Origin of the sequence: Kribbella sp. NBC_00662 (genome assembly GCF_041430295.1) — a bacterium.
GTDB lineage: Bacteria > Actinomycetota > Actinomycetes > Propionibacteriales > Kribbellaceae > Kribbella.
The window spans coordinates 1,050,628-1,075,094 of the sequence record NZ_CP109029.1 but is presented as its reverse complement, the minus strand read 5'-3'; the positions used below and the strand labels follow the sequence as shown (position 1 = coordinate 1,075,094).

Below are 24,467 nucleotides of genomic sequence, written 5' to 3'. Positions count from 1 at the left end.
GAAGGATCACCGACCGATGACGGCCGATCCTCAGTCCAGGCCGGGAGGCCCCATGACCGGCGACTCCGCCTGGCTCGGTTTCCAGAGGCTGCCCGAGGTGACGGTGCACGCCTCGGGAGCGCTTGCCCAGACCATCCGGGCCGAGCTCCGGCAGACCCGCCGCGTCGGCTCGGACGTACAAGTTGCCGTGTGCACCATGACTCGCGTCCGCGAGACCCCGTTGTGGCGCGAGGTCGAGGCGGCGGTGCCCGAGCACGGTCTGGGTGTCGAAGGGTTCGTGGTGGTACGACGCGGCAACGATCTCGTCGTCGCGGCCGAGGGCGGACATGGACTGCTGTACGGCTACTTCTACCTGCTGCGGTACTTCGAGTGGATGACCGGCGACTTCAGCGTCGTCGAGCAGCCGGCCGTTCCGATCCGGATGCTCGACCACTGGGACCAGCTGTCCGGCGCGGTCGAACGCGGGTACTCAGGTCGATCGATATTCTTCCGCGACGGCAGCGTCGTGCCCGACCTCGGCCGGGTCCGTGCTTATGCGCGCCTGCTGGCGTCGATCGGGATCAACGCGGTCGCGCTCGCGAATGCCGATCTCCCCGAAGTGGCCCGGCTGGCGGCCGTGTTCCGCGAGTACGGGATCGCGGTCAGCCTTTCGGTCGAGTTCACCGACGACCCGACCGACGAGCGCGTTGCCCGGTGGTGGTCGGCAACGATCAGTCGCGTGTACGATGCCGTGCCGGACTTCGGCGGGCTCGTGGTGCGGGCCGGACGTGATCCCGAGGGCGCGAACCTGCTCGCGCGGGCGGTCGCGCCGTACGGCGGCACGGTGTTCTGGCGGTACTCCGGTGATGAACAGAAACACGATTGGCGTGATCGCGATGCGGATCGCGCGCGGGCGGCGTACGACCACCTGATCCCGCTGGACGGGCGGTTCGAGGAGAACGTTGTACTGCAGGTCAAGCACGGGCCGACGGACTTCCAGGTCCGCGAGCCGATCTCGCCGCTGCTCGGTGAGCTGCAGGAGACCGTGTTCGCGCTCGAGTTGCAGGTGACCCAGGAGTACTCCGGACAGCAGCAGGACCTGTGCTACCTCGGCCCGTGGTGGCGGGAGATCCTGCAGTTCGACACCACCGGCGGCGGTACGACGGTTGCCGACCGCATCGGTGCGATCGTTGCCGTGTCCAACGTTGGCGACGACTCCAACTGGACCGGCCACAAACTTGCCCAGAGCAACCTCTACGCCTTCGGGCGGTTGGCATGGGAGCCGGCCGCGGATCCGGTCAGCCTGCTGCACGAGTGGGCTGCGGCGACCTTCGCGATGGACGGTCGGACCCGGAGCGAGCTGGTCACGATCATGTCCGGCTCGTGGCGGACGTACGAGCGGTACACCGCGCCGCTGGGCGTCGGGTTCATGGTCACGCCGCAGACGCACTACGGACCGAGCGTGAACGGGTACGAGTACTCGGGGCGGGGGAGGTATCACTTCGCCGATCGGTACGGCGTCGGCGTGGACCGGACCGTGAAGACCGGATCGGGGTTCATCGGGCAGTACCCCGAGCCGCTCGCCGGCACGTACGAGGACGTCACCACCTGCCCGGACGAGTTGCTGCTGTTCTTCCATCATGTTGCCTATGACCACGTGTTGCACAACGGCAGCACAGTTCTGCAGCACATCTACGACTCGCACTTCCAGGGGTACGCCGAGGTGGAGGCGATGGTGGCACGCTGGCGGGTGATCGCCGAGCGGTTCGAACCCGTCGTACGGGAGAACATCACGACCCGGTTCGAGGCGCAGCTGGCGAGCGCCCGGGAGTGGCGGGACCAGGTCAACACGTTCTTCTACCGGCTCAGCGGCGTACCGGACAGCCACGGCCGTACGATCCACCGCTAAGCTGGCTCGAAAGTTTCGAGCCAGGGGGCGTGGTGAGCGAGCGACCGACCATTGCGAAAATTGCGGAACAGGCGGGCGTGTCGGTGCCGACCGTCTCCAAGGTGCTGAACGGGCGCGCGGATGTGGCCGAGGCGACCCGGGCCCGGATCGAGAGCCTGATCCAGGAGTACGGCTACCGGCGGCGGAGCCCGGGCACGGCGGCCAGCCCGATGATCGACCTGGTGTTCAACCAGCTCGGCGGCGAATGGGCGATGGAGCTGATCCGCGGCGTCGAGGAGGTCGCCCGCGCCGAGGGCGTCGAGCTGGTGCTGTCCGAGTGCGGCGGCGCGCTGCGGCCGCGACAGCAGTGGATCGAATCGGTGCTGAACCGGCGGCCGGTCGGCGTGATCATGGTGTTCTCGGACCTCGACGCCGACCAGCGGGCGCAGTTGGAGGCGCGGCGGATCCCGTTCGTTGTCGTCGATCCGGTCGGCGACGTGGGTGACGACGTACCGTCGATCGGCTCGGCGAACTGGAACGGCGGCCGGATGGCCACGACCCATCTCCGCACCCTCGGCCACACCCGGATCGCGATGATCGGCGGACCGACCGAGACGCTGTGCTCGCGGCAACGTGTGGACGGCTACACGGATGCGCTGCGGTCGACCGGGGTGGAGGTCGACCCGTCGTTGATCCGGTACGGCGACTTCGAGGTCGGCGGCGCGCACCGCGAGGCGCTCGCGTTGCTCCGCCTGCCCGATCGACCGACCGCGATCTTCGCCGGCAGCGACATGCAGGCCCTCGGCGTCTATCAGGCCGCCCGCGAACTCGGCCTGGACATCCCACGCGACCTGTCCGTCGTCGGGTACGACGATCTTCCCATCGCCCAGTTCGTCACGCCCGCGCTCACCACCGTCCACCAACCACTCCACCAGATGGCCGAGCTTGCCGCCCGCGTGGTCCTCGACCTGTCCCGCGGCCGAACCCCCACCGCGCTCCGCCTCGACCTCGCCGTGGACATGAGAGTCCGCGACTCCACGGCTGCACCCCGGGGTTAGGCTGGCCCGCATGATCGTCGGCGTGGGTATCGATGTGGTCGACGTGGATCGGTTCATGCGGACGCTGGAGCGGACGCCGAACCTGCGGGAGCGGGTGTTCACGCCGCTCGAGGCGGTGAAGCCGCCGGCCTCGCTGGCGGCTCGGTTCGCGGCCAAGGAAGCGTTGGCCAAGGCGCTCGGCGCACCCGCGGGCATGCACTGGCACGACGCCGAAGTACAGACCGACGAGACCGGCCGGCCGTGGCTGGAGATCAGCGGGACGGTGGCGGCGCAGGCGTCCCGGCTCGGCGTACAGAACCTGCACCTGTCGCTCAGCCACGACGCCGGCATCGCCTCGGCCGTGGTGATCCTGGAGGGCTGACCATGCGCAGCGCGCACACCGTCGAGCAGGTCCGCGCCGCCGAGGCCGACCTGATGGCCCGCCTCCCCTCCGGCACGTTGATGCAGAGGGCCGCCACTGGGCTAGCAGTTGCCATCAGCAACTTCCTGGGCAGCACGTACGGCGCCCGCGTCGTCCTCCTGATCGGCTCCGGCGACAACGGCGGCGACGCCCTGTACGCCGGCGCCCGCCTGGCGCGACGAGGCGCCCAGGTGACCGCCGTACTGCTCTCACCCAAGGTCCACGGGGCCGGCCTCGCGGCCCTCATCACGGCGGGCGGCCGCGCCCGCGCTCTGGAGGACCCGCCTGCGACAACGGTTCCCGGCGCGACCGCTGCCACGACCGCCGTCTCGGACGGCGTTGCTGATCTCATCCGGAGTGCCGATGTCGTGGTTGACGGCATCGTCGGGATCGGCGGGCGCCCGGGTCTCCGTCCCGACGCTCTCGCGGTGGTGCAGCTCGCCGAGCGTCACGGCGTACCGATCGTTGCCGTCGACACCCCGTCCGGCGTAGACGTCGACACCGGCGAAACCCCCGAGTCGCACGTCAACGCCGCCCTCACCGTGACATTCGGCACCCACAAGATCTGCCACTTCATCGACCCTGCCGCCACGGCCTGCGGTCCGGTCCACCTCGTCGACATCGGACTCGACCTCCCTCCCGCCGAGGTCGAGTCCCTCCAGGCATCCGACGTCCGCCACCTGTACCCCGTCCCGCACGGCGAGTCCGACAAGTACTCCCGCGGCGTACTAGGCCTGATGGTCGGCTCGACCCAGTACCCAGGCGCCGCCGTCATCGCCACCGCCGGCGCCCTCGGCGGACCCGTCGGCATGGTCCGGTACGTCGGCCCCGACCCCGTCGCCGAAGCCGTCCGCGCCGCCCATCCCGAAATCGTCGCCGGCAACGGCCGCGTCCAGGCCTGGACGATCGGCTCCGGCCTCGGCGACGAACTCGACATCCCCCGCATCCGCGAACTCCTCGACGCCGAGGAGCCCGTAGTCCTCGACGCCGACGGCCTCAAGGCCCTCGACGACTCCGGCGACCACGTCGACGTACTGGCCACCCCCCACGCCGGCGAACTGGCCCGCCTCCTGGACGTAGACCGCGCCACCGTAGAAGCCGAACGCCTGAAACACGCCCGCCTGGCCGCCGAACGCTACGACGTAACAGTCCTTCTCAAAGGCGCCACCACGGTCATCGCATCCCCCGACGGCCAAGTCCGCGTCAACACCAACGCCACCCCCTGGCTAGCCACCGCCGGCGCCGGCGACGTCCTAGCCGGCCTCTGCGGCTCCCTCCTGGCCAGCGGCCTCTCTCCACTCGACGCCGCCAGCCTCGGCGCCTACCTCCACGCCGCAGCCGCCAACCTTGCCTCCTCCTCAGCCCCCATCACCGCAATGTCCGTAGCCGCCGCCCTCCCAGCAGCCACGCGCTACCTCCTCCAAGGCTGACCGTCCGCGCCCCGCACCGCCCGCGCGGTAGCACGTGGGGTGGAGAGCATGCGGGGGCTGATCGCAGTACGAGGAGGAGGTTTGTGAATGCGGTCACAAAGGTGAAAGTGGCCGGGGATTGCTGAAAGGATTGGGCATGGCCAGCGACGGTGGGCGGCGGGGATGGGCGGCCGTTCGCGGGTGGTTGGATCGGATGGGGGAGACGTGGAGCCCGCCGGCGGCCGGGGATCTGGCGAGTCCGATGCGGTTGCTGTACTGGCTTACTCGGTCGCAGCCGCGGCGCATCGCGTGGGGTGCGGTGCTGGGGACGGTGTGGACGGTCGGGTTGACCGTGCCGCCGTGGGTGCTGTCCCGGGCCGTTGACGACGGACTCGTGGCCGGCGACACCTCCGCCCTGGTTGGCTGGGCCTTGGTCCTCCTGGCCGTCAGCGTGATGAACGCGCTGCTGGGGATCGCTCGCCACCGCACGATGACCAAGGTCAGGATCGACGCATCATTCCGCGCCGTCCGCGCCACGGTCTGGCACACCTCCCGCCTGGGCGCCTCGTTGGCGAAGCGTGTGAGCGCCGGCGAGATCGTGACCGTCGGCATGGCCGACGTCTACACGGTTGCGATGGCCCTGACCGTTACCGGTCCCGGCGTCGGCGCGATCATCGCGTACGCCGTCGTCGCCGTCGTACTGTTCACCATCAACCCCCTGCTCGCCGCAGTCGTCCTCGCCGGCGTACCGCTCCTCGCCATCGCAGTCGGCCCGTTCCTGCAGCGCATCGAACGCACCGGCGGCGAGTACCGCGTCCACCAAGGACGACTGGCGGTCCGCCTGGTCGACGTACTCGCCGGACTCCGCGTCCTCAACGGCCTCGGCGGCAAGCAGTTCGTTGCCGAGCGCTACCAAGATCAGTCGCAGCTATTGGTACGCCGTGGCTACCGCGTCGCCGGTCCCACCAGCTGGGTCGTCGCATTGTCGACCGGCCTCCCGGCGCTCTTTCTGGCCGCGGTCGTCTGGTTGTCAGCCCGGATGGCCGCGACCGGCGAAATCACGATCGGCGATGTCGTCGCCGTCTACGGGTACGTCGCGGTACTCGTCGTACCCGTGTCGTTCTTCATCGAGGGTGCCGGTGACATCGCCCGCGCTCGGGTGGCAGGGCAACGAATCATCGACCTGCTCAACCTGCCAGTTGCCCGCCGCAACGATGGCGACAACGCCTCGATCGGCACCGTCCCGTTGGTCGACCCCGTCTCTGGCGTGATCATCAGGCCGGGCGCTTTGACCGCACTGGTCACCGCCCGCCCGGCGGAGGCAGTCGCCGTGATCGAGCGGCTCGGCCAGGTGCACACCGATTCCCAAGCAGGTGTGGAGATCGACGAGACCGCGGGTGAAGAGTTCAGGCGCCGTTTAGTCGTTGCCGACAACGATGCCGAGGTGTTCGCCGGAACGGTTCGAGATGTCGTTGCCGGCCGCCTCGAACCCGACGACGACAGGATCCGTACGGCGCTCCACATCGCCGTGGCCGAGGACATCGTCGAGGCATTACCCGGCGGGCTGGATGCCACGATCGCCGCCGGCGGAAGCGACCTCTCCGGTGGCCAACGGCAACGAATCCGACTGGCCCGCGCCATCTACGCAACACCCGACGTACTGCTCGCCGTCGAACCCACCTCGGCAGTCGACGCGAACACCGAAGCGGCCATGATCGACCGGATCCGCGAAGTCCGTCGCGACACGACAACGGTCATCACGACGACGTCGCCCCTCGTACTGGACCGTGCTGACGACGTGATCGTCCTGGTCGACGGCAAGCTGTCCTCAGCCGGTACACACACGGAACTTCTGCGCAGCGATCCCTACTATCGAGACCTCGTATCGCGGGCGCAAGGTGATGGCGAATGAGCACGCAGCTGCCCGTCGCAGGCCCCACCGAAGTACGCGCCGCGTTGATCCGCGACCTGGGCGCGGACCGCCGTTCGGTGATCTGGCTCGTCCTGGTCAACGGGCTCGCGGCTGCGGCCGGCCTGGTCGGTCCGTGGTTGCTCGGTCGAATCATCGACACGATCCGCGCCGGTTCCGGTGACGTGCTCAGCGCGGTGGATCGGCTCGCGTTCGGCGCGCTGCTGTTCACCGTCGTACAGACAGTGCTGGCGTGGTGGGCGCTCAAGATCGGCTATCGGTTCGGCGAGCGTACGGCGGCGCGCGTTCGCGAGCGCTTCTTGCAGCGGACCCTGGCGCTGCCGCCACGTGTCGCGGATCATCTTCCGACCGGCGATCTGATCGCCCGCGGAAGTACGGACGCGTCCCTTGTCGCGGTGACGTTGCGATCTGCTGTGCCCGAGGTTCTCGTGGCTACCGTCCACGCTCTCTTCCTGATCGTCGCGGTGCTCGTCCTCAACGTGCGGCTCGGGCTGTGCGGGCTCGTGTGCTTGCTCGGCGTCGGCGCGGCGGTGCGCTGGTACGTACGACGTGCGCGACCGGTCTACCTCGCCGTCGCGTCAACTGGCGCCGAGATCGCCGATGTCGTCGCGAGTACGGCGAAAGGCGCCCGTACGGTCGAACTGCTCGGACTCGAGCGCCGCCGTACGGAGGCCGCTGAAGCGTCCATCAACCAAGCCCGGTCCGCCCGCCTGGCTGCGCTGTGGTTGCGGACCGTGCTGTTCCCGTGGTCGGAGATCGCGCTGGCACTCCCGGTGGTCGGGGTCCTGCTGATCGGCGGCGCGCTCTACGCCCGGGATCTGGTCAGCCTCGGGGTCGTGGTGACTGCGACGGTGTACTTGCGGCAGCTGGTCGGCCCGCTCGACACGTTGATGCTGTGGATCGAGCAGTTGCAGGGCGCGGGAGCGTCGTACGCGCGCGTCGAGGGCCTCGCGGACATCCCACAGGCGGAGCAGACCCCGCGGGTGGATGCGGTCGCCGGCGACCGCATCCGGGTCGACAACGCGCACTACAGCTACACGGGCGCCCGCGACGTACTGCACGGGATCGATCTGGTTGTGCAGCCCGGGGAACGCCTGGCCATTGTCGGGACCTCCGGGGCCGGCAAATCAACTCTCGCGCGTCTGCTCGCCGGTCTCGATCGGCCGCACATCGGGTCGGTGACGATCGGCGGTACGCCGGTTGCCGATCTGCCGCCGGACCAGCTGCGCGAACACGTCGTCCTGATCACGCAGGACCACCACGTCTTCCACGACACCGTCCGCGACAACCTGCTCATCGCGAAGCCGACCGCGACCGACGACGAGTTGTACGCCGCCCTCAACGCCGTCGGAGCCACCTGGTGGAACGACCTCCCCCACGGCCTCGACACCGAGATCGGCGAGGAAACCACCCTCGACGACGCGAGCGCCCAGCAACTCTCCCTCGCCCGCGTCGTCCTGGCCGACCCCCACACCCTCATCCTCGACGAAGCCACCGCCCTCCTGGACCCCAAAACAGCCCGCCAAACCGAACAGTCCCTGGCCGCCGTACTACGCGGCCGCACCGTCATCGCGATCGCCCACCGCCTACAAACCGCCCACGACGCCGACCGAATCGCCGTCATGGAAGCCGGCCAGCTAGTAGAACTAGGCACCCACCAAGCCCTGGTAACCACCAACGGCCCCTACGGCCAACTCTGGCAAACCTGGCACACAGACAGCTGACGGACTGTCGGCAGCTTGTCAGCCGCGCAGAGCGGCGACGCTTCCGATCAGGCCGAGGTGCTCGAGGGAGTCGAGAACGTCCTCGACCGTGCCTGGCGGGTTCCTCCACGCGTCGGCCATCCGCTGCACCTGTGCATAGACCGCCTGCTGATTCAGATCGATCAGATCAAGCACGAAGTCGTCTGCAGCCTGAGCCTCGATGTTCCACGATGCCAACGTCTTCTGCGGAAAGTCCTTCGTGTTCTCGGTGACGATTACTTGCGCGTTGGCCTTGATCGCGGCCGCGAGCACGTGCCTGTCGTCCGCGTCGGGCAGGTCGAGCACGTCGATGAGGGGTTCGTAATCGGTGACCAGCACGTCCCGGATCGCTTTGTTCATCAGTTCCCGGGTGCGATCGAGTTTGGCCGGGTCGAGGTCGGGCCGATTCTCCTTGAGGTCGCGGAAGGTCTCATCGAGGATCTGCTCGGTCCATCTGGCCCGGACCAGGCCGGCCTGGGCGACGCGGATGAGCAGGTCTCGCAAGCTGTTCGGGTAGAGAACGTTCGCGTCGTAGATGACGATGAATGGCACGTCAGTACAGACCCATGTCCTGGTTGAGCTCCGTCAGTTCGTCGGCGACTTCGCGGCGCTCGTGGTCGTCCTTGCGCTTGTAATCCATCAGGGAGGCCGCACGCACTCGCCGATGCTTCCCGACTCTCCGATACTCGATCTCGCCCGCATCCAGCAGACCGATGAGATAGGGCCTGGAGACGTTCAGCAGATCTGCCGCCTGCTGGGTTGTCAGCTCGGCGTGAGCCGGCACCACCGACACTCCTTGCCCGGCTGCCATGTGCGCAAGGATCCGCGCCAGGAGCTCAACAGCACCCCGCGGCAGGGACAGGGTGTCGTCTGGATCCCCACCAACCACGACGCGGATATCGCGCTCGTCAGCGTGGGTAGACAGGTACTTCTTGACGCGACGCATCGCAACGCCGGCCGCCTTGACTTCAGTGGCGTCCGGACGGATCGGTGCGGGCTCTGCGGGACTCATTGCGGCTCCTCCTGGGTTCGCCGGTGCTGATCAGCGATCCACAAATGAAGTATCCGCAATAAACGCAATAAACGCAATGGGCCTCAAACGACCTGCCGAGGTCGACACTGACACTCCGCCCTCGTTACAAGGCAGAAGGTCGGTACGCCGGAGCTACCGGAGCGTCCCGAACGCCCGGCGCCAGTAGAAGGTCCAGCGATATCCCCGGCATGGGCCCAGCGGGCATGCGTCGGCGCGACTTCCTTCCATCCACGAGTTGGCGGCACCACGAGGTGGTCGAACGCGCGGTAGCGCGCACGGGTGCGGGCGGTAGCCCGCCAGTCCGGCGATAGCCGGAAGAGCCCGGCGATAAGCCGGGGGCTGACCGCGGTACGCAGGGCGCGCGATTCCTGTTGCGCGGGTGACCGTCCCGGACGTAGGACTGATCTTGCTGGTGCCTCCGCCGCCTTTGGAGTGTGCACGTGAAGCGTTTTGTGGGGTTTGCCGTATTTGTCCTGCTGGCCGTGCTGCCCGTGCCGGCCGTTGCGCAACCGCATCAGTACGTCGCGGATGCGCGCACGAAGATCGACGTGATGGGGGAGTGGGCCCATCCCGACGACGACACGAGCATCATCGGGCCGTGTGGGGTGTGGCATCAGCTGTACGGCGTGAAGTGCGGCGTGATCCAGGTGACCCGCGGTGAGGGTGGTGGGAACGCGGCCGGTAACGAGCTCGGGCCTGATCTCGGTCTGCGCCGGGAGAACGAGGACCGGGTCGCGCACTACCGCTCCGGCACCGTCGACATCTTCAACCTCGACCGCATCGACTTCTTCTACAACCAGAGCGCGCCGCTGACGCAGTACTTCTGGGACGAGCAGGAGACGCTCCGACGGGTCACCCGGGTGATCCGGGAGACGCAGCCGGAGATCTACATCGGCTTCACGCCGACGCTCGCGGCCGGTCACGGCAACCACCAGCAGGCAGGTCGGCTGATCTGGGAAGGCGTGCTCGCCGCCGCCGACCCGAACATGTTCCCGGAGCAGCTGAAGGGCCCGCACGCGCTCAGCACCTGGCAGGTGAAGAAGGTCTTCTCCGGCGGCAGCACGACAGGTACCGGCGGTACGACGACAGCCGCGAACTGCACCACCGGATTCACCCCGACCGGCCTCGACACCGTCGCGGGAGTGTGGACCGGCTACAACTCGCCGTACACCTGGCCGGCCGGCAACTCGCAGGCGCAGACCGCCGGTACGCCGAAGATCTGGCAGCAGGTGGCCGACGAAGGACGCGCGGCGTACCCGACCCAGAGTCGCGTGATGTACAAGGGCGTCTCGGTGCCGGCGTGTCCGCGGTTCGGGATGACCGAGTCGTTCGTGCCGTTCCAGCCGAACAGCAACGCCGCGGCCGGGCGGGACGACGCGATCCTGTTCGGCGCGAAGAAGCCGGACCCGGGCGGTCTACCGCTCGGCACCCTCGAGTACATCACCTTCAGCCGCTTCTACAACGTCGCCGGCGAGCCGTTCCAGGCGACCGTCCACCTGAAGGCGCCGCACGGAAAGCTTGCCAAGGGCAACGTCGCGTTGACGGTACCGGCCGGCTGGTCGGTCAGCGGTCCGCAGCAGGTCAAGGACAAACCGTCCGCCGACCTGACCTTCACCGTGACCCCGGCTGCCAACGCGACGGTCGACCAGAACGCGAAGGTCTCCGCGCTCTACACGACCAAGCACGCGACCGGCTACACGGACAACGTCGTACGCATCGTCGCCGCCGCGGAAGGACGCTTCCAGCGCTGGGGCAACTGGGCCGAGTACGACCAGTGGCTGCAGAACACCGCCCCGCAGGCCAACCGCCTCGGCCGCTCGCAGGCGATCCAGTCGATGGGCATCGGCCAGACGATCGACATACCGGTCGTCGTCCACAACTGGTCCGCAACTCAGCAGACCGGCGCGGTCTCGCTGGATCTGCCGGCCGACTTCACCATCGACGCGCCGTCGAAGCCGTACGACGTCCAGCCCGGCGCCGACCAGACGGTCACGTTCAAGCTGACCAACACCGACACGAGCCTGCCCGCCCAGCAGAACGTCAGCATCCCGATCCACACCGCGACCGGTACCGAGACACTGACTCTGACGCTCGTCCCGACCACCGTCATCCCGCAGGCGACGCCGGTGGTCGACGGCAAGGCCGAGCCGGGTGAGTACCCGGGCCAGACCCTCGACCTCGGCCGCATCTGGCAGGGCGCGGCGACCTGCACCGGCGTCGACGACTGCGGCGTTTCGTCAACAGGAGAAGGCAGTACGGCGAAGGTCAGCTGGTCCGACGACGCGCTGTACTTCTTCATCCACATCCGCGACGACTACCAGTCGTACGCCGTGACGCCGGCGGAATGCGTCGGCCACTGGCAGGCCGACTCCGTCGAGATCCTGCTCGACCCGCGCGGCAACGCGTCCGAAGCACTGAAGGACACCGCGAACACGTTCAAGCTCGGCATCTTCCCGTTCACCCAGAGCGGCAGTCCGTGCTGGGAGCGTGACGCGGACAACCACCAGGGCTACTCGAGCGGCGCCCTCGACACCGGCAACGCTCCGGGCGTCCAGGTCGCGTCGACCGCGCAGTGGGTCGGCAGCAACGAGACGACCGTGCCGCACGCGTACGCCGGAGGCGGGTACGACCTCGAGGTGAAGATCCCGCTCGCCGACCTCCCGGCCGCCGTCGACCCGTCACGGCTCGGCCTGAACATCACGCCGTACGACAACGACGACACGTCAGCTCCCGGTACGACGACGTTGCGGCATATCGACATGAGTACGCGACTGGGATGGTCGGCGCTCGGGTCCGTGCAGTCCGACCCGTACCGCTGGGGTCTCGCGACGCTGCCCGGCTACACCCCGCCGTCCGGCCGCTCGACGACACCGACGCCGCCGAACGTCTCGAACCCGAACCTCAACGGCGCGTTGTCACCGCAGACGATCGCGCAGTCCGCACGCAACGGCGTACCGATCTCCGGCCGGGTTCCGACCGACGACCTCAAGATCCTGTCCAGCAAGGTCCGCCCGACCGGAGTCGATCTGGTCACTTCATCGAAGGGGTCTGGCACGGCCAGGGCGTTCTTGACGAGCGGTGACATCAACGCGATCCCGGTGTGGACAACGTCCTGCACCGCGGACCCGCCGCCGGACTACGGCTTCACCCCGTGTGCCATCACCGACGGCGCCACCCCGCCGTGGTCGCCCGACATGAGCGGCCACCTGGTCAACCAGAAGGCGCAGGCAATCACCCGCGGCGTCCAGCACTGGACGATCCCGCTGACCGCGGCCCAACGCGCCCAGCTGAAGAACCAGGGCCACCTGCTCGTCTCCTACGAGACGACACGAAACGAGGTCCAGGCCTTCGACATCCGCATCGCATAGTCCGGGTTGCGGCGGCGTGCCACACCGGTTGCCATGAGCAACGAAGGGAGCGCGCGTAGGCGGCCTCAGCGTACTGCTGTGAAGTCCAGGCCGCCGCCGGCGGAACGCAGTTGCAGGGTCGCGCCGGAGATGTGGTAGGTGACCTCGCCCTTCAATCCCTTCAATAGTTGCGATTCCAGCGTCCCGGCGTTGCCGGCGCAGGCTCGGCGAGTGGTGGCGAGTTCGCCGAAGGCGAGTTTGCCGGTGGACCGTGCGACCATGCCCTGGAACTCGTTGCAACCGGTTGAGCCCGTGACGCGTTCGCCGTTCAGGGTCAGCCAGACGTTCTCGGAGCCCGCGAAATGGCCGACGGTGTCACCCGAGATCACGCTGCTCAGGGTCCACCGGGTGCCGTCCAGGGCGAGGTCGGGCTCGACGATCTCGCGGTTCTGCAGTGAGATCGTCGTACTGCCGGACGTGAGGTCGAGCTTGTCGCCGTCCAGCTTCCAGGTCGGCTTCGCGCTGATGATGCCGGCCAGCCACGAGTCCTGGCCCTGCTGTGGACCTGGGCAGCCCATCGCGGTCGATGCCAGCTCGCCGTCGAGTGTGAGCTTGCCGTCCTTCGTCGACACCTTCGCCTGCATCGAGTTGCAGCCGGCATCGGCGACCAGCCGGCCGTCATCGGTGAACTGCAGCCGGACCCGGGTCTTCGGCGCCAGCAGCTTCGGCATCCCGTCCTCGGTGACCGAGGTGGACAGGTACGCGTTGCCCACAGGTGACGCGGCGGGGGCGGTGTTCTGCCCGCAGCCGGCCAGCAGAAGTACGGCTGCGGCGAGAGCGGTCATCCGTTTGTTCACACCCACAGGACGTCACCCCGCACGTTCGCGTTGCGTTAAATCGGGACCCAGAGTTGGCAGGCATGATCACGGTTCGATAACGTCACCGCCGTACGCGAGAGCGAATAGCACGACAAGGCCGGACAAACCGGCCCCTCTGGGGATTCAATCGAACAGTTGAGGGCCGCGCTGAAGTTCTGGGGCAACAGGGCGACCCGTCGAGCACACAAAGGATCTCTTCGCATGCCCCCCACCCGAACTGCCCGGAGTCGCAAGCTCGTCCCGGCGGTGGTCCTCGCAGTCGGCGCGCTCGTGGCCGCGCCGATCGTCGTACATGCGGCCAAGGACTCGCCGGTCTCGACTGCGAACGCAGCGGACAGCACGGTAACTGCCCTCCCGAGCGTCGGACGTGTCGAAACCTGCGTCATCGATGCGTACTCCGGCTGCACCGTCCTCCACGGTTTCACCCAGAAGCCCGTCGCGATCACCGCGACCGCTTCCGGTCCCGCGATGGTGTCGATCGACCCGAGCCGCACCACCGACAAGAGCTACCGGCTGCGCGCCGTGCGGTACGACGGCAACAAGTACCGCGCCGGCACCAAGCTGACGTACACGGTCCACTACGACTTCGCCGAGGTACCGGCGCAGCCGACCACACCGGCGCCGACCACCACGACGACCCCGACGAAGCCGCCGACGACGACCACCCCCACTGCGACGCCGACGCCGACGCAAACCACCTCGACGCCGACCAAGCCCCCGACCACGTCGACCCCTCCGACGTCCCCGCCGACCACGACGACGCCCACGTCGACCGGCAGCCCGAGCGCGACCTGCACCAACCCGTCGTTCGTCACCACCTCGACGAACAACCAGGGTGACGGCCGGACGTTCGGTGCGTACTACGTCCACAACAACATGTGGAACAACGACAACGGCACGTACACGTTGAGCGCCTGCAACTACAACAACTGGTTCCTCGACGTGACCCAGCCGCTGCCCGGCGACAAGGGTGTTCAGGCGTACCCGAACGTGCACAAGGACTACAACGACGTACCGCTGTCGAAGATCCAGTCGGCGAAGTTCGCGGCCACCACACCGGCCAACTGCCCGGCGTGCATCTACAACGTCGCGTTCGACGTCTGGATCGGTGACGGCCTGAACAACGAGCTGATGATCTGGACCGACAACTCCAAGCAGGTCCCGGCCGGCGACAAGGTCGGCACCGTGACGTTCGGCGGCTTCAAGTACGACGTCTGGCACGAGAACGGCTACACCGCCTACGTGTCCCAGGTGACGCAGAAGTCCGGCACGATGCCGCTGGCCAGCTTCTTCAACGACATGCAGACCCGTGGCTGGGCCCCGAAGGCGACCACCTGGCAGGTCGACTACGGCGTCGAGGTCGTCTCCACCGGCAACACCAAGCAACGCTTCAACTTCACCGACTTCTCCATCCAGGAGAACTGACCCCCAGATAGCTCTCGCGCACCCCGGCGGCCACTGCTCCAAGCAGTGGCCGCTTAGGGTTCCAGTCGTGATCTCACTCGTGATTTTCGACAACGACGGTGTGTTGGTGGACTCGGAGCGGCTGGCGAACACGATCTTGGCCGAGCTGCTGACCGAGGCGGGGTTGCCGTACACGTTCGAGGAGACCGTGCGGGACTTCATGGGCGGCTCGATGGCCTCGATGCGGCAGAAGACCGAGGCGCAGTTGGGGCACCCGCTGCCGGCGGATCTCGAGGACCGGTACCACCAGCGGCTCTTCGCGGGATTCGCCCAGCTCCAGGCGATCGAGGGCGTTGAGGCTGTCCTCGATCACCTGGACGCCCGCGGCGTCACCTACTGCCTGGCCTCGTCCGGCACCCACCGGCGGATCCGTACGGCGTTGACCGCGGTCGGATTCCTGGACCGGTTCGAGGGGCGGATCTTCAGCGCCGAGGATGTCGCCCACGGCAAGCCGGCGCCCGATCTCTTCCTGCACGCGGCCGCGTCGATGGGCGTGAAGCCGGCCGACTGCCTGGTGATCGAGGACAGCCCGCTCGGCGTCGCGGCGGCGGTCGCGGCCGGTATGAAGGTGTTCGGGTACGCCGGTATGACGGACCCGGCGACACTTTCCGATGCGGATACGGTTTTCCACAACATGGCGGCCCTGGCCGACCTGATCGACGGCGCCTGAGACACTGGGAAGACCATGTCTACACTCCAGTCACCTAGCGGAGACCGCCCGGTCCGCGCCGAGGCGGTCGTCGACCTGGCTGCGATCCGCCACAACGTCACCACGCTGCGTGCCCGTGCTGCCGGTGCCCAGGTGATGACCGTGGTCAAGGCCGACGGCTACGGGCACGGGATGGTCCAGGTTGCCCGCGCCGCCCGCGAGGCCGGCGCGAGGTGGATCGGCGCCGCGGTGCTCGAGGAGGCTCTCGCGCTGCGCGAGTCCGGTGACACCGGACCGATCTTCTGCTGGCTGACGACGCCGGGTGAGCCGCTGACCGACGCGATCGACGCCGGCATCGACCTGTCCGCGGGTGCGCCGTGGGAGATCGACGAGCTGGCGGCCGGCGTGACGGATCGGCCGGCCCGCGTGCACCTGAAGATCGACACGGGCATGTCGCGCGGTGGCGCCGTACCGGAGGAGTGGCCGGCGTTGATCCGGGCCGCTGTGCGCGAGCAGGCGGCCGGGCGGATCGAGGTCAAGGGCATCTGGTCGCACCTGGCGTCGTCCGACGAGCCGAAGAGCCCGGTGAACGAGTCGCAGTTGGCGACCTTCACCGAGGCGATCGAGGTGGCGGAGTCGTTCGGCATCGACGCCGAGTTCAAGCACCTCGCGAACTCGGGCGCCACGCTGGCGCTTCCGGAGACCCATTTCAACCTGGTCCGTCCGGGCGTCGCGACGTACGGCCTGTCGCCGTTCGGGCATGCGCTGCCGTCGTCCGAGCTGGGATTGAAGCCGGCGATGACGCTGAAGGCACGGCTCGCGATGGTGAAGCGGGTCCCGGCCGGCGCGGGCGTTTCGTACGGTCTGACCTGGACCGCGCCGCGCCCGTCGACCCTCGGCCTGATCCCCCTCGGGTACGGCGACGGCCTGCCGCGGCACGCGTCGAACGGCGCTCCGGTCGAGGTCGGCGGACGGCGGCGTACTGTCGTCGGCCGGATCTGCATGGACCAGTGCGTGGTCAACCTCGAGGACGACGAGGCTGCGGCGGGCGACGAGGTCGTGCTGTTCGGCCCGGGTACGTCGGGCGAGCCGACGGCGGACGACTGGGCCGACGCGGCCGGGACCATCAACTACGAGATCGTCACCCGCCTGGGCGCCCGGATCCCGCGCAGGTACGTCGACAGTGCTGAATTCCTTCCCCGCCCCACCGCCCCAGTCGAGAGGTAGACCAGCATGTCCAAAGCAGGGCGGACTGCTGGTCTGATCGGAGCCGCGGTCGGAGTGCTGGCAGCGGGCGCCGCCGCCGGAGTCGCGGTCGAGCGCACAGTCATCGGCCGGAGGTCGGGCCAGCGCAAGCAGCTCGAGGCCGAGCCCTTCGGCTCGCAACGCGGTACGCCGCACATCTTCACCGCCGACGACGGCGTCGAGCTGTATGTCGAGGTGGACGAGCTGAAACGGTCCCGGCGACCCGCTCCGCCACCGAAGCGCCGACTCGGCCGCAAGCTGCCGTTGCCGCCCGCGGACCTGACCGTGATCTTCGCGCACGGCTACGGGCTGAACATGGACGCCTGGCACTTCGAGCGCCGCGACCTGGCCGGCATCGGCACGATGGTGTTCTACGACCAGCGCTCGCACGGCCGGTCCGGCCGGTCGCCGAAGGACCACGTCAGCATCGAGCAGCTCGGTCAGGACCTGTACGGGATCATCGAGCGGTTCGCGCCGACCGGTCCGGTGATCCTGATCGGTCACTCGATGGGCGGTATGACGATCATGGCGCTGGCCGAGCAGCACCCCGAGCTCTTCGGCGACCGGGTGATCGGCGTCGGCCTGTGCTCGACCAGCGCGGGCGGGCTGGACGGCGTACCGATCGTTTTCCCGGGCAAGCTCGGCATGCTCGCGCGGTCGCTCGCGACGCCGACGGTCGCCGCGCTGGCGCGGATCCCGGATGTGGTCGAGCGCAGCCGGAAGGCCGGCTCGGACATCAGCTACCTGCTGACCCGGAAGTACTCGTTCGGTTCCGAGGTGCCGCCGGCGTTCACCGAGTTCGTCAACGAGATGATCGCGGCGACGCCGATCGAGGTGATCGCGGAGTTCTACCCGATCTTCGCACTGCACGACAAGTTCGACGCCCTCGAGCCGCTGCAGAAGGTCGAGTGCGTGGTGATCGGCGGCGACAAGGACCATCTGACGCCCTTCGCGCACGCCGAGGAGATCGTCCGGCGGGTGCCCGGCGCCGAGCTCGTCGAGGTGAAGAACTGCGGCCATCTGGGCCTGATCGAGCACCACCGTGAATTCACCGCGGCCCTCCTTGGGATGATCGAACGAGCCGAACAATCCTTAGGACCCGTATGACCGACCTGCACGTCGTCGATGCCACTGCTGAACACGTCGACGACATCGTGAACGTGATCCATCACGCCTTCTCCGCGCGGCGGGTGCTCGACCCGCCGTCGACGGCGTTGTCCGAGAACGCGACCACCGTTGCCGCGGCCGTCGCCGAGCACGGCGGGTTGCTGGTGCTGATCGACGGCGCCCCGGCCGGGGCGATGCTGTTCGAGCAGACCGGTGACGTCCTCAACCTGCGCCGGGTCTCCGTCGATCCGCGCAGCCAGGCCCGCGGCGTCGCGTCGGCGATGGTCGGCTGCGCCGAGGAGGTCGCCGTACGGCGGGGGCTCAGCAGGGTGAACCTGATCGCCCGGGTCGAGCTGCCGGACACCGTCGAGTTCTGGCGACGGCGTGGGTACTCCGTCGTCGATCAGCAGGCGCACAACCTGATCTATGCGAAGGCGCTGCCCATCGAGCTGACTGTCCCGACCGCCGAGGACATGCAGGCGATCGGTGAACAGCTGGCCGGCCAGCTGCGGGCAGGCGACCTCCTGGTGCTGTCGGGCGACCTCGGCGCAGGCAAGACGACCTTCACCCAGGGGCTCGGCGCCGGGCTGAAGGTGCGAGGTGCGGTGACGTCGCCGACCTTCGTGATCTCGCGGGTGCATCCGTCACTGGCTGGTGGGCCGGCGCTGGTGCATGTCGACGCCTACCGGCTGGGCGGGTTCGCCGAGCTGGACGACCTCGACCTCGATGCCAGCCTCGAAGACGCGGTGACGGTGGTCGAGTGGGGGCACGGCATCGCCGAAGCCCTGGCGCCGGAGCGTCTGGACGTCGTGATCACCCGGGGCGACGACGACAGCGACGAGACCCGGGGCCTGCGGATCACGCCGGTGGGTTCGCGTTGGGCCGCGTCCGGCGTTCGGGTGTCTGTACTGGAGAAGAACTGACATGTTGCTTGCCTTTGACACCTCGAGCGCCGCAGTCACGGTCGCACTGGCCACGCCGACGGGCGAGATCGTTGCCTCCTCGACGACCGTGGACGCGCTCCGCCACGGGGAGTTGCTCGCGCCTGCGATCGCGGCAGCGCTGGAATCAGCGGGCGCCACACCACGCGACCTGAGCGGTATCGCGGTCGGCGTCGGCCCCGGTCCGTTCACCGGGCTGCGGGTCGGGCTGGTGACCGCACGGACGATGGGCGAAGTGCTGGGCATCGAGGTGTCCGGCGTCTGCAGCCTGGACATCCTCGCGCGGCAGTCGTCGTTGTCATTGCCTGTTGCAGTCGCGACGGACGCGCGGCGCAAAGAGATCTACTGGGCGTTGTACGACGGTCCGGCCGCGGACGGCAGCCGTCGTCGGCTCGAGGGACCGGCGGTCGACAAGCCGGCCGAGGTCGCGCACGTACTGTCCGGTCTGCCGGTGATCGGCCGTGGAGCAGTGTTGTACGCCGACGTGCTGGGCGTCGCGGATGCCGACGTCGCGGAGTACCCGTCGGCCGAGGTGCTCGCGACCGGTGTGGCGACGCGGACGCTCGAGGTCGTCGCGCCCGAGCCGCTGTACCTGCGTCGGCCCGACGTGACGATGTCGGCCGGGCCCAAGAGCGTGCTGTGAGACCTGCGATCAGAGCGGCCCGCGCGGACGATCAACCTGCGCTGGTCGCGTTGGACGAGGTGTGCTTCGGGCCGGAGGCCTGGAGTACGGTCGGCTGGGCGGACGAGTTCGAGCGGTTGTCCGAGGACCGGGTGATCCTGGTCGCGGACGAAGGCGCTCCGGTCGGGTACGTCGTACTGCTGGTGCCGCCGGTCGCGCTCGATGTGGTGGAGGTACTGCGGATCGCGGTGGCCCCGGACGAGCGGCGGACCGGGATCGGCGGGCAGCTGATGACGGCGGCCCTGGAGCGGTGTGCGGGACGGACCGTGCTGCTTGAAGTTGCCCTGAGCAACGAGTCGGCGCGGGGGCTGTATGCGGGCTTCGGTTTCGAAGAGATCAGCCGGCGGCGTGGGTACTACGGTGACGGCGAGGATGCGGTGATCATGCGGTGGAGGATCGATGAGTGAGCCCCTGATCCTGGGGATCGAGACGTCGTGCGACGAGACCGGGGTCGGGATCGTGCGCGGGCAGACGCTGCTCGCCGATGCGATCGCGTCCAGTGTCGAGGAACACGCCCGGTTCGGCGGCGTCGTACCGGAGGTGGCCAGCCGGGCGCACCTCGAGGCGATGGTGCCGACGATCCGGCGCGCGTGCGAGACGGCCGGCATCAAGCCGACCGATGTCGACGCGGTCGCGGTGACGAGCGGGCCCGGGCTCGCCGGCGCGCTGCTGGTCGGTGTCGCAGCGGCCAAGGGTCTGGCGCTGTCGCTCGACAAGCCGCTGTACGGCGTGAACCACCTGGCGGCGCACGTCGCCGTGGACACGCTGGAGCACGGTGATCTGCCGAAGGGCTGCGTCGCGATGCTGGTGTCCGGCGGGCACTCGTCGCTGCTGTCGGTCGAGGACATCACCGACGGCGTCGAGCCGATGGGCAGCACGATCGACGACGCTGCCGGCGAGGCCTTCGACAAGGTCGCGCGGGTGCTCGGGCTGCCGTTCCCCGGCGGGCCGTACATCGACAAGGCGGCGCGGGACGGCGGGGACCGGTTGTACGTGACGTTCCCGCGCGGGCTGACGTCGCAGCGGGACCTCGAGCGGCACCGGTTCGACTTCTCGTTCTCCGGGTTGAAGACCGCGGTCGCGCGGTGGGTCGAGGCGCGCCGCCGCGACGGCGAGGACGTGCCGGTGAACCATGTCGCGGCGGCCTTCCAGGAGGCGGTCTGCGACGTGCTGACCCGCAAGGCGATCGACGCCTGCAAGGACCGCGGTTTCGAGCATCTGCTGATCGGCGGCGGCGTCGCGGCGAACTCGCGGCTGCGTTCGATGGCAGAGGAGCGTGCGTCCGCGGCGGGTATCGCCGTACGGGTGCCGCGGCCGGGGCTGTGCACCGACAACGGTGCGATGGTCGCCGCACTGGGCTCGGAGCTGGTCCGGGCCGGGAAGGCGCCGTCGCCGCTGGACCTGCCTGCTGACTCGTCGATGCCGATCACGGAGGTACTGAACAAGTGAGATGGACCGGGGCGGACGGTTACGAGGCCGATGACGATGTCGCGCGGATCGACGTCGCCGTGGTGCAGGGCTTCCTGAGTACGTCGTACTGGGCGGCCGGGATCCCGCGCGAGGTGGTGGAGAAGTCGATCGCCGGCTCCCTGAACCTCGGGGTGTACGACGCGGACGGCGCGATGGTGGCGTTCGCGCGGATGGTGACCGACCGGGCCACGTTCGCGTGGCTGGCGGACGTCTTCGTGCTGGAGTCGCACCGCGGGCACGGTCTCGGTCGGTTCGTCGTGTCGACCTTGCTGGAGCACCCGGAGTTGAAGGGCCTGCGGCAGATTCTGCTGGCGACCGCCGACGCGCACGAGCTCTACCGTTCGTACGGATTCACCGAGACCACGCCCGGCCGGATGATGGCCATCCGTCAGGATCCGACCGAGCTGTACGCGCAGCCGTGAGGTGTCCGGGTGTCGATCTCGTCCGGCACCCGGCTGGGGCGACCGATCTCGTGCTGCTCGCGCACGGCGGGCAGGAACACTCGCACGCGGACCCGAGCTTGTGGCGGCCCGCGCTGCTCCGGATGTGGCCGTTCGCCTTGGCGGCGAGGTTGGCCGCACCGGAGGCTGCCGTCGGGTTCCTGCGCTACCGCTTCCGGGGATGGAACGACGGCGGTGATGCGGCCACCGATCTGCGGAGCGTCCTGGACGAGCTGCCGCCGGTGATCTCGCGGGTGTTCCTGATCGGGCACTCGATGGGTGGACGGGCGGTCGTTGCCGTCGGCGATCATCCCCGGGTGGCGGGCGTGCTCGCACTGGCACCGTGGCTGCCGGTCGACGAACCACTGGTTGCGGTTCGCGCGCCGATCACGTTCGTCCACGGCACCGACGACACGGTGACCGATCCGGCCGGCACCGCGGCGTACGCGGCGAGGCTGAGGGCGGCCGGGGCGACGGTGACGACGTACTCGCTGGCCGGTGAGGGGCATGCGATGCTGCGGCGGCCGAAGGACTGGGATCGGTTGGTGGCCGACTTCGTCCGGCAGGTCCCGGCCGGTGGCAGTGAGCTCTTGCCGCCGGCCGACGCCCAGGTGGCGTTGGCGATCGCGGGCATCGCGCTGGCGCGGCTCCGGTTGCCGGTCAAGGAACGCTTCCGGGTGGCGCAATAGATGGCAGAGGCCCGGGGGTGACGCGCACCGCTTGCTCCCCAGGCGAACGGTCAGCGGCCAACCGGTTCTACGGTCAGCCTCCCTTACCCAGATGAATCAGGGTTGAACGATTAGTGGCGGGCCTCCGGGGAGTGCAGCAGCAGACGCAGCACCTCGCCCGCCGGCTTGTCACCCGGAGACCCGCTCGCGTGATCGATCATATGTTCGAATATGCGTCGAACGCAAGTACTGTCCAGGAGTTGTTCCGACGACGGCCGCGAACGCCGCGATGAAGCCGCTCGGGTTGGCCCAGCCGCAGGCGTGGGCGACGTACGTGGTGTCGTGGCCGTCCGCGAGCAGGACGAGGGCGTGGTAGATCCGCAGTTGGGTGCGCCATTCGTAGTACGTCATGCCGAGCTCGTCGCGGAACAGGCGGCTCAGTGTGCGGGCGCCGGCGCCGGCCTTGCGGCCCAGCTCGGCCAGTGAGGTGTTGTCCGCCGGGTTCTCGCGGAGGTGCTGTGCGATCGTCCGTAGCCGGTCGTCGCGTGGTTCCGGTAGTTGCAGCGGTTGTTCGGTCGCTTCGTGGAGCTCGTCGACGAGGACTCGCTGAAGGCGGGCGCGGGCGGAGTCGTCGAGTTGGCGACTGGTGAGGGCGAGGAGCACCTCGCGGGCGAGTCCGGATGCCAGGAACACGGCTGGGCGGTCCGGGATGCGCCGTGCCAGTGCGGCCGGCAGGAAGACGATGCGCATGTCGGTGTCGCCGTGTGCACTGTGCTGGTGGGGGAATCCGGCCGGCGTCCACGCGACGCGGTTGGCGGGGACGATCGACGTACCCCGGTCGGTGTGCACGGACAGGACGCCGCGGGCGGCGTACACCAGATGGCCTTCTTCGTGGGTCTGGATCGGGCTGGTGCCACCGGAGGCCCATTCGTGTGCGCCGGCAGCTGGGAACAGCTCGGAGCGGAGTGGTCGGCTGTCAGACATGGCTCGTCACTCTGCGGCAGGAGTAGGCGACCGCGTCCCGACCGATGCGGGTGATGATCAGAGTGGCTGACCTGGAGCCCTTCGGGGCGAGCTTCTTCCGCAGCTGGGCGGGGTCCAGGTCCACGCCGCGCTTCTTGATCTCCAGCGTCCCGATGTCCTGGCTGCGAACCCAGGAGCGTAGTGCTTTCTCCTTGTAGGGCAGCTCTTCCACTACCTCGTACGCCGAGGCGAGCGGCGTCGGGACGTAGTCGGACGCAGTCACGTAGGCGATGCGCGGATCCAGCAGCCGACCGTCCACCGCAGCCGCGACCGCAGTGACCAGGCCGGCTCGTACGATCGCACCGTCGGGCTCGTAGACATACTTGCCGACCGGACCGACCTCAGCCTCCGGTGCATCCGCGACGGTGGCCTCGCTGGGCAGCAGGGTCGCACGACGCGGTGTACCGCCGTAGAGCTGACCGGACCACAGCGCGGCCTCCTTCACCTCACCGAAGTCGCTGATCCACTCCGCCTCGACTCCGGCTGGGATTGCGTCGTGTGGGATGCCGGGGGCCACCTTCACGCAGGCAGTGCGGTCCAGTAGCTCGAGTACGAATGACCACGGCGGCGAGTAGGCGTTGTGGTCGAACACCCGTCGCCCGTCCGCACGCCGCGCCGGGTCCGCGAACACCACGTCGTACGGCGTGAGGTCGATCGACTCGGCGTCACCTACCAGCACGTCACCGGCGAGACCGAGGGCGGCCAGGTTGGCCCGGGCCGTGGCTGCGGTCTCGGGGTCACGCTCCACGCCCGTCACCCGGAGTCCGGCGCGGGCGGCGCTGATGAGGTCACCGCCGATCCCGCAGCCAAGGTCGACCACGCTGGCGCCGGGCATGCCGTTTGCGAGGCGTGCGGCACGATGGGTGCCGACTGTGGTCCGGGTGGCCTGCTCGAGACCGTCCGGGGTGAAGTACATCCGCTCGGCGTCCGCACCGAACTTGGCGACCGCCCGGTGGCGCAGCGCGGCCTGCGTGACCACAGTAGTCACCAGCGCCGCGGCGTACCGGCGTCGGAGCTTCTCGACCAACTGGAGCTCGCTGCCAGGCTTGTACTCCGCACACGCTGCCGCGAGCACGTCGGCGCCCGTCCCGTCGAGCAACGCGGTGACTGTCAC

22 protein-coding genes are annotated in these 24,467 nt (G+C 68.7%); 17 read left to right on the top strand and 5 right to left on the bottom strand.

Features of this window, described 5'->3' with window-relative positions:
- The first annotated feature begins 52 nt into the window (after nucleotides 1–52).
- From OHA10_RS05440 to OHA10_RS05415, 6 genes are all read left to right on the top strand, one after another.
- On the top strand, nucleotides 53–1,888 hold the full coding sequence (locus OHA10_RS05440; protein ID WP_371405090.1) for an alpha-glucuronidase: 1,836 nt from the start codon (nucleotides 53–55) through the stop codon (nucleotides 1,886–1,888).
- Nucleotides 1,810–2,925 carry a LacI family DNA-binding transcriptional regulator gene (locus OHA10_RS05435; protein WP_371405089.1) on the top strand — a complete coding sequence of 372 codons (1,116 nt, stop codon included), beginning with the start codon at nucleotides 1,810–1,812 and terminating at the stop codon, nucleotides 2,923–2,925. The genes OHA10_RS05440 and OHA10_RS05435 overlap by 79 nt, the downstream gene beginning before the upstream one ends.
- A 10-nt stretch (nucleotides 2,926–2,935) precedes the next feature.
- Nucleotides 2,936–3,286, top strand: coding sequence for a holo-ACP synthase (locus OHA10_RS05430; protein WP_130441349.1), 351 nt, complete (start codon nucleotides 2,936–2,938; stop codon nucleotides 3,284–3,286).
- A gap of 2 nt (nucleotides 3,287–3,288) precedes the next feature.
- A complete protein-coding gene (locus tag OHA10_RS05425) occupies nucleotides 3,289–4,755 on the top strand; it encodes an NAD(P)H-hydrate dehydratase (RefSeq protein WP_371405088.1) in 1,467 nt (488 codons plus the stop codon).
- Between the two features lie 136 nt (nucleotides 4,756–4,891).
- Nucleotides 4,892–6,646, top strand: coding sequence for an ABC transporter ATP-binding protein (locus tag OHA10_RS05420; RefSeq protein WP_371405087.1), 1,755 nt, complete (start codon nucleotides 4,892–4,894; stop codon nucleotides 6,644–6,646).
- Complete coding sequence (locus OHA10_RS05415; RefSeq protein ID WP_371405086.1) at nucleotides 6,643–8,388, top strand: ABC transporter ATP-binding protein; 1,746 nt, start codon at nucleotides 6,643–6,645, stop codon at nucleotides 8,386–8,388. Before OHA10_RS05420 ends, OHA10_RS05415 begins: the two co-directional genes overlap by 4 nt.
- An 18-nt stretch (nucleotides 8,389–8,406) precedes the next feature.
- On the opposite strand, the gene OHA10_RS05410 is transcribed toward OHA10_RS05415, so the two are convergent.
- Together OHA10_RS05410 and OHA10_RS05405 are read right to left on the bottom strand one after the other, a co-directional pair.
- Complete coding sequence (locus OHA10_RS05410; protein WP_371405085.1) at nucleotides 8,407–8,958, bottom strand: PIN domain-containing protein; 552 nt, start codon at nucleotides 8,956–8,958, stop codon at nucleotides 8,407–8,409.
- Nucleotide 8,959: 1 nt separating this feature from the next.
- Nucleotides 8,960–9,418: a helix-turn-helix domain-containing protein gene (locus OHA10_RS05405; protein ID WP_371405084.1), complete on the bottom strand. Its 459-nt coding sequence runs from the start codon at nucleotides 9,416–9,418 to the stop codon at nucleotides 8,960–8,962.
- 461 nt (nucleotides 9,419–9,879) lie between these two features.
- Here OHA10_RS05405 and OHA10_RS05400 point away from each other — a divergent pair, with 461 nt between their 5' ends.
- A complete protein-coding gene (locus OHA10_RS05400) occupies nucleotides 9,880–12,807 on the top strand; it encodes a sugar-binding protein (RefSeq protein WP_371405083.1) in 2,928 nt (975 codons plus the stop codon).
- 65 nt (nucleotides 12,808–12,872) lie between these two features.
- On the opposite strand, the gene OHA10_RS05395 is transcribed toward OHA10_RS05400, so the two are convergent.
- Nucleotides 12,873–13,631: an META domain-containing protein gene (locus OHA10_RS05395; protein WP_371405082.1), complete on the bottom strand. Its 759-nt coding sequence runs from the start codon at nucleotides 13,629–13,631 to the stop codon at nucleotides 12,873–12,875.
- Between the two features lie 234 nt (nucleotides 13,632–13,865).
- On the opposite strand from OHA10_RS05395, the gene OHA10_RS05390 reads away from it, so the two are divergent.
- The 10 genes from OHA10_RS05390 (at nucleotide 13,866) to OHA10_RS05345 (ending at nucleotide 22,351) form a co-directional block, all read left to right on the top strand.
- The gene (locus OHA10_RS05390) at nucleotides 13,866–15,089 is read left to right on the top strand and encodes a hypothetical protein (protein ID WP_371405081.1); all 1,224 of its coding nucleotides are present in this window, start codon (nucleotides 13,866–13,868) and stop codon (nucleotides 15,087–15,089) included.
- A gap of 67 nt (nucleotides 15,090–15,156) precedes the next feature.
- Complete coding sequence (locus OHA10_RS05385) at nucleotides 15,157–15,798, top strand: HAD family hydrolase (protein WP_371405080.1); 642 nt, start codon at nucleotides 15,157–15,159, stop codon at nucleotides 15,796–15,798.
- A gap of 15 nt (nucleotides 15,799–15,813) precedes the next feature.
- Nucleotides 15,814–17,004 (top strand): alanine racemase, encoded by a 1,191-nt coding sequence (alr, locus tag OHA10_RS05380; RefSeq protein ID WP_371405079.1) that lies wholly within the window; start codon nucleotides 15,814–15,816, stop codon nucleotides 17,002–17,004.
- A gap of 6 nt (nucleotides 17,005–17,010) precedes the next feature.
- On the top strand, nucleotides 17,011–18,129 hold the full coding sequence (locus OHA10_RS05375; protein ID WP_371405078.1) for an alpha/beta fold hydrolase: 1,119 nt from the start codon (nucleotides 17,011–17,013) through the stop codon (nucleotides 18,127–18,129).
- A complete protein-coding gene (tsaE, locus tag OHA10_RS05370; protein WP_371405077.1) occupies nucleotides 18,126–19,052 on the top strand; it encodes a tRNA (adenosine(37)-N6)-threonylcarbamoyltransferase complex ATPase subunit type 1 TsaE in 927 nt (308 codons plus the stop codon). Before OHA10_RS05375 ends, tsaE begins: the two co-directional genes overlap by 4 nt.
- Before the next feature lies 1 nt (nucleotide 19,053).
- Entirely contained in the window at nucleotides 19,054–19,713 is a 660-nt protein-coding gene (gene tsaB / locus OHA10_RS05365) for a tRNA (adenosine(37)-N6)-threonylcarbamoyltransferase complex dimerization subunit type 1 TsaB (RefSeq protein ID WP_371405076.1), read from the top strand.
- The gene (locus tag OHA10_RS05360) at nucleotides 19,710–20,159 is read left to right on the top strand and encodes a GNAT family N-acetyltransferase (protein WP_371405075.1); all 450 of its coding nucleotides are present in this window, start codon (nucleotides 19,710–19,712) and stop codon (nucleotides 20,157–20,159) included. The genes tsaB and OHA10_RS05360 overlap by 4 nt, the downstream gene beginning before the upstream one ends.
- Nucleotides 20,152–21,201, top strand: a complete 1,050-nt coding sequence (gene tsaD / locus OHA10_RS05355; protein WP_371405074.1) for a tRNA (adenosine(37)-N6)-threonylcarbamoyltransferase complex transferase subunit TsaD — start codon at nucleotides 20,152–20,154, stop codon at nucleotides 21,199–21,201. Before OHA10_RS05360 ends, tsaD begins: the two co-directional genes overlap by 8 nt.
- On the top strand, nucleotides 21,198–21,644 hold the full coding sequence (locus OHA10_RS05350; RefSeq protein WP_371405073.1) for a GNAT family N-acetyltransferase: 447 nt from the start codon (nucleotides 21,198–21,200) through the stop codon (nucleotides 21,642–21,644). The genes tsaD and OHA10_RS05350 overlap by 4 nt, the downstream gene beginning before the upstream one ends.
- Nucleotides 21,641–22,351, top strand: coding sequence for an alpha/beta hydrolase (locus tag OHA10_RS05345; protein ID WP_371405072.1), 711 nt, complete (start codon nucleotides 21,641–21,643; stop codon nucleotides 22,349–22,351). Before OHA10_RS05350 ends, OHA10_RS05345 begins: the two co-directional genes overlap by 4 nt.
- Before the next feature lie 168 nt (nucleotides 22,352–22,519).
- On the opposite strand, the gene OHA10_RS05340 is transcribed toward OHA10_RS05345, so the two are convergent.
- Complete coding sequence (locus OHA10_RS05340; RefSeq protein ID WP_371405071.1) at nucleotides 22,520–23,314, bottom strand: helix-turn-helix domain-containing protein; 795 nt, start codon at nucleotides 23,312–23,314, stop codon at nucleotides 22,520–22,522.
- Nucleotides 23,307–24,467, bottom strand: coding sequence for a methyltransferase domain-containing protein (locus OHA10_RS05335; RefSeq protein WP_371405070.1), 1,161 nt, complete (start codon nucleotides 24,465–24,467; stop codon nucleotides 23,307–23,309). The genes OHA10_RS05340 and OHA10_RS05335 overlap by 8 nt, the downstream gene beginning before the upstream one ends.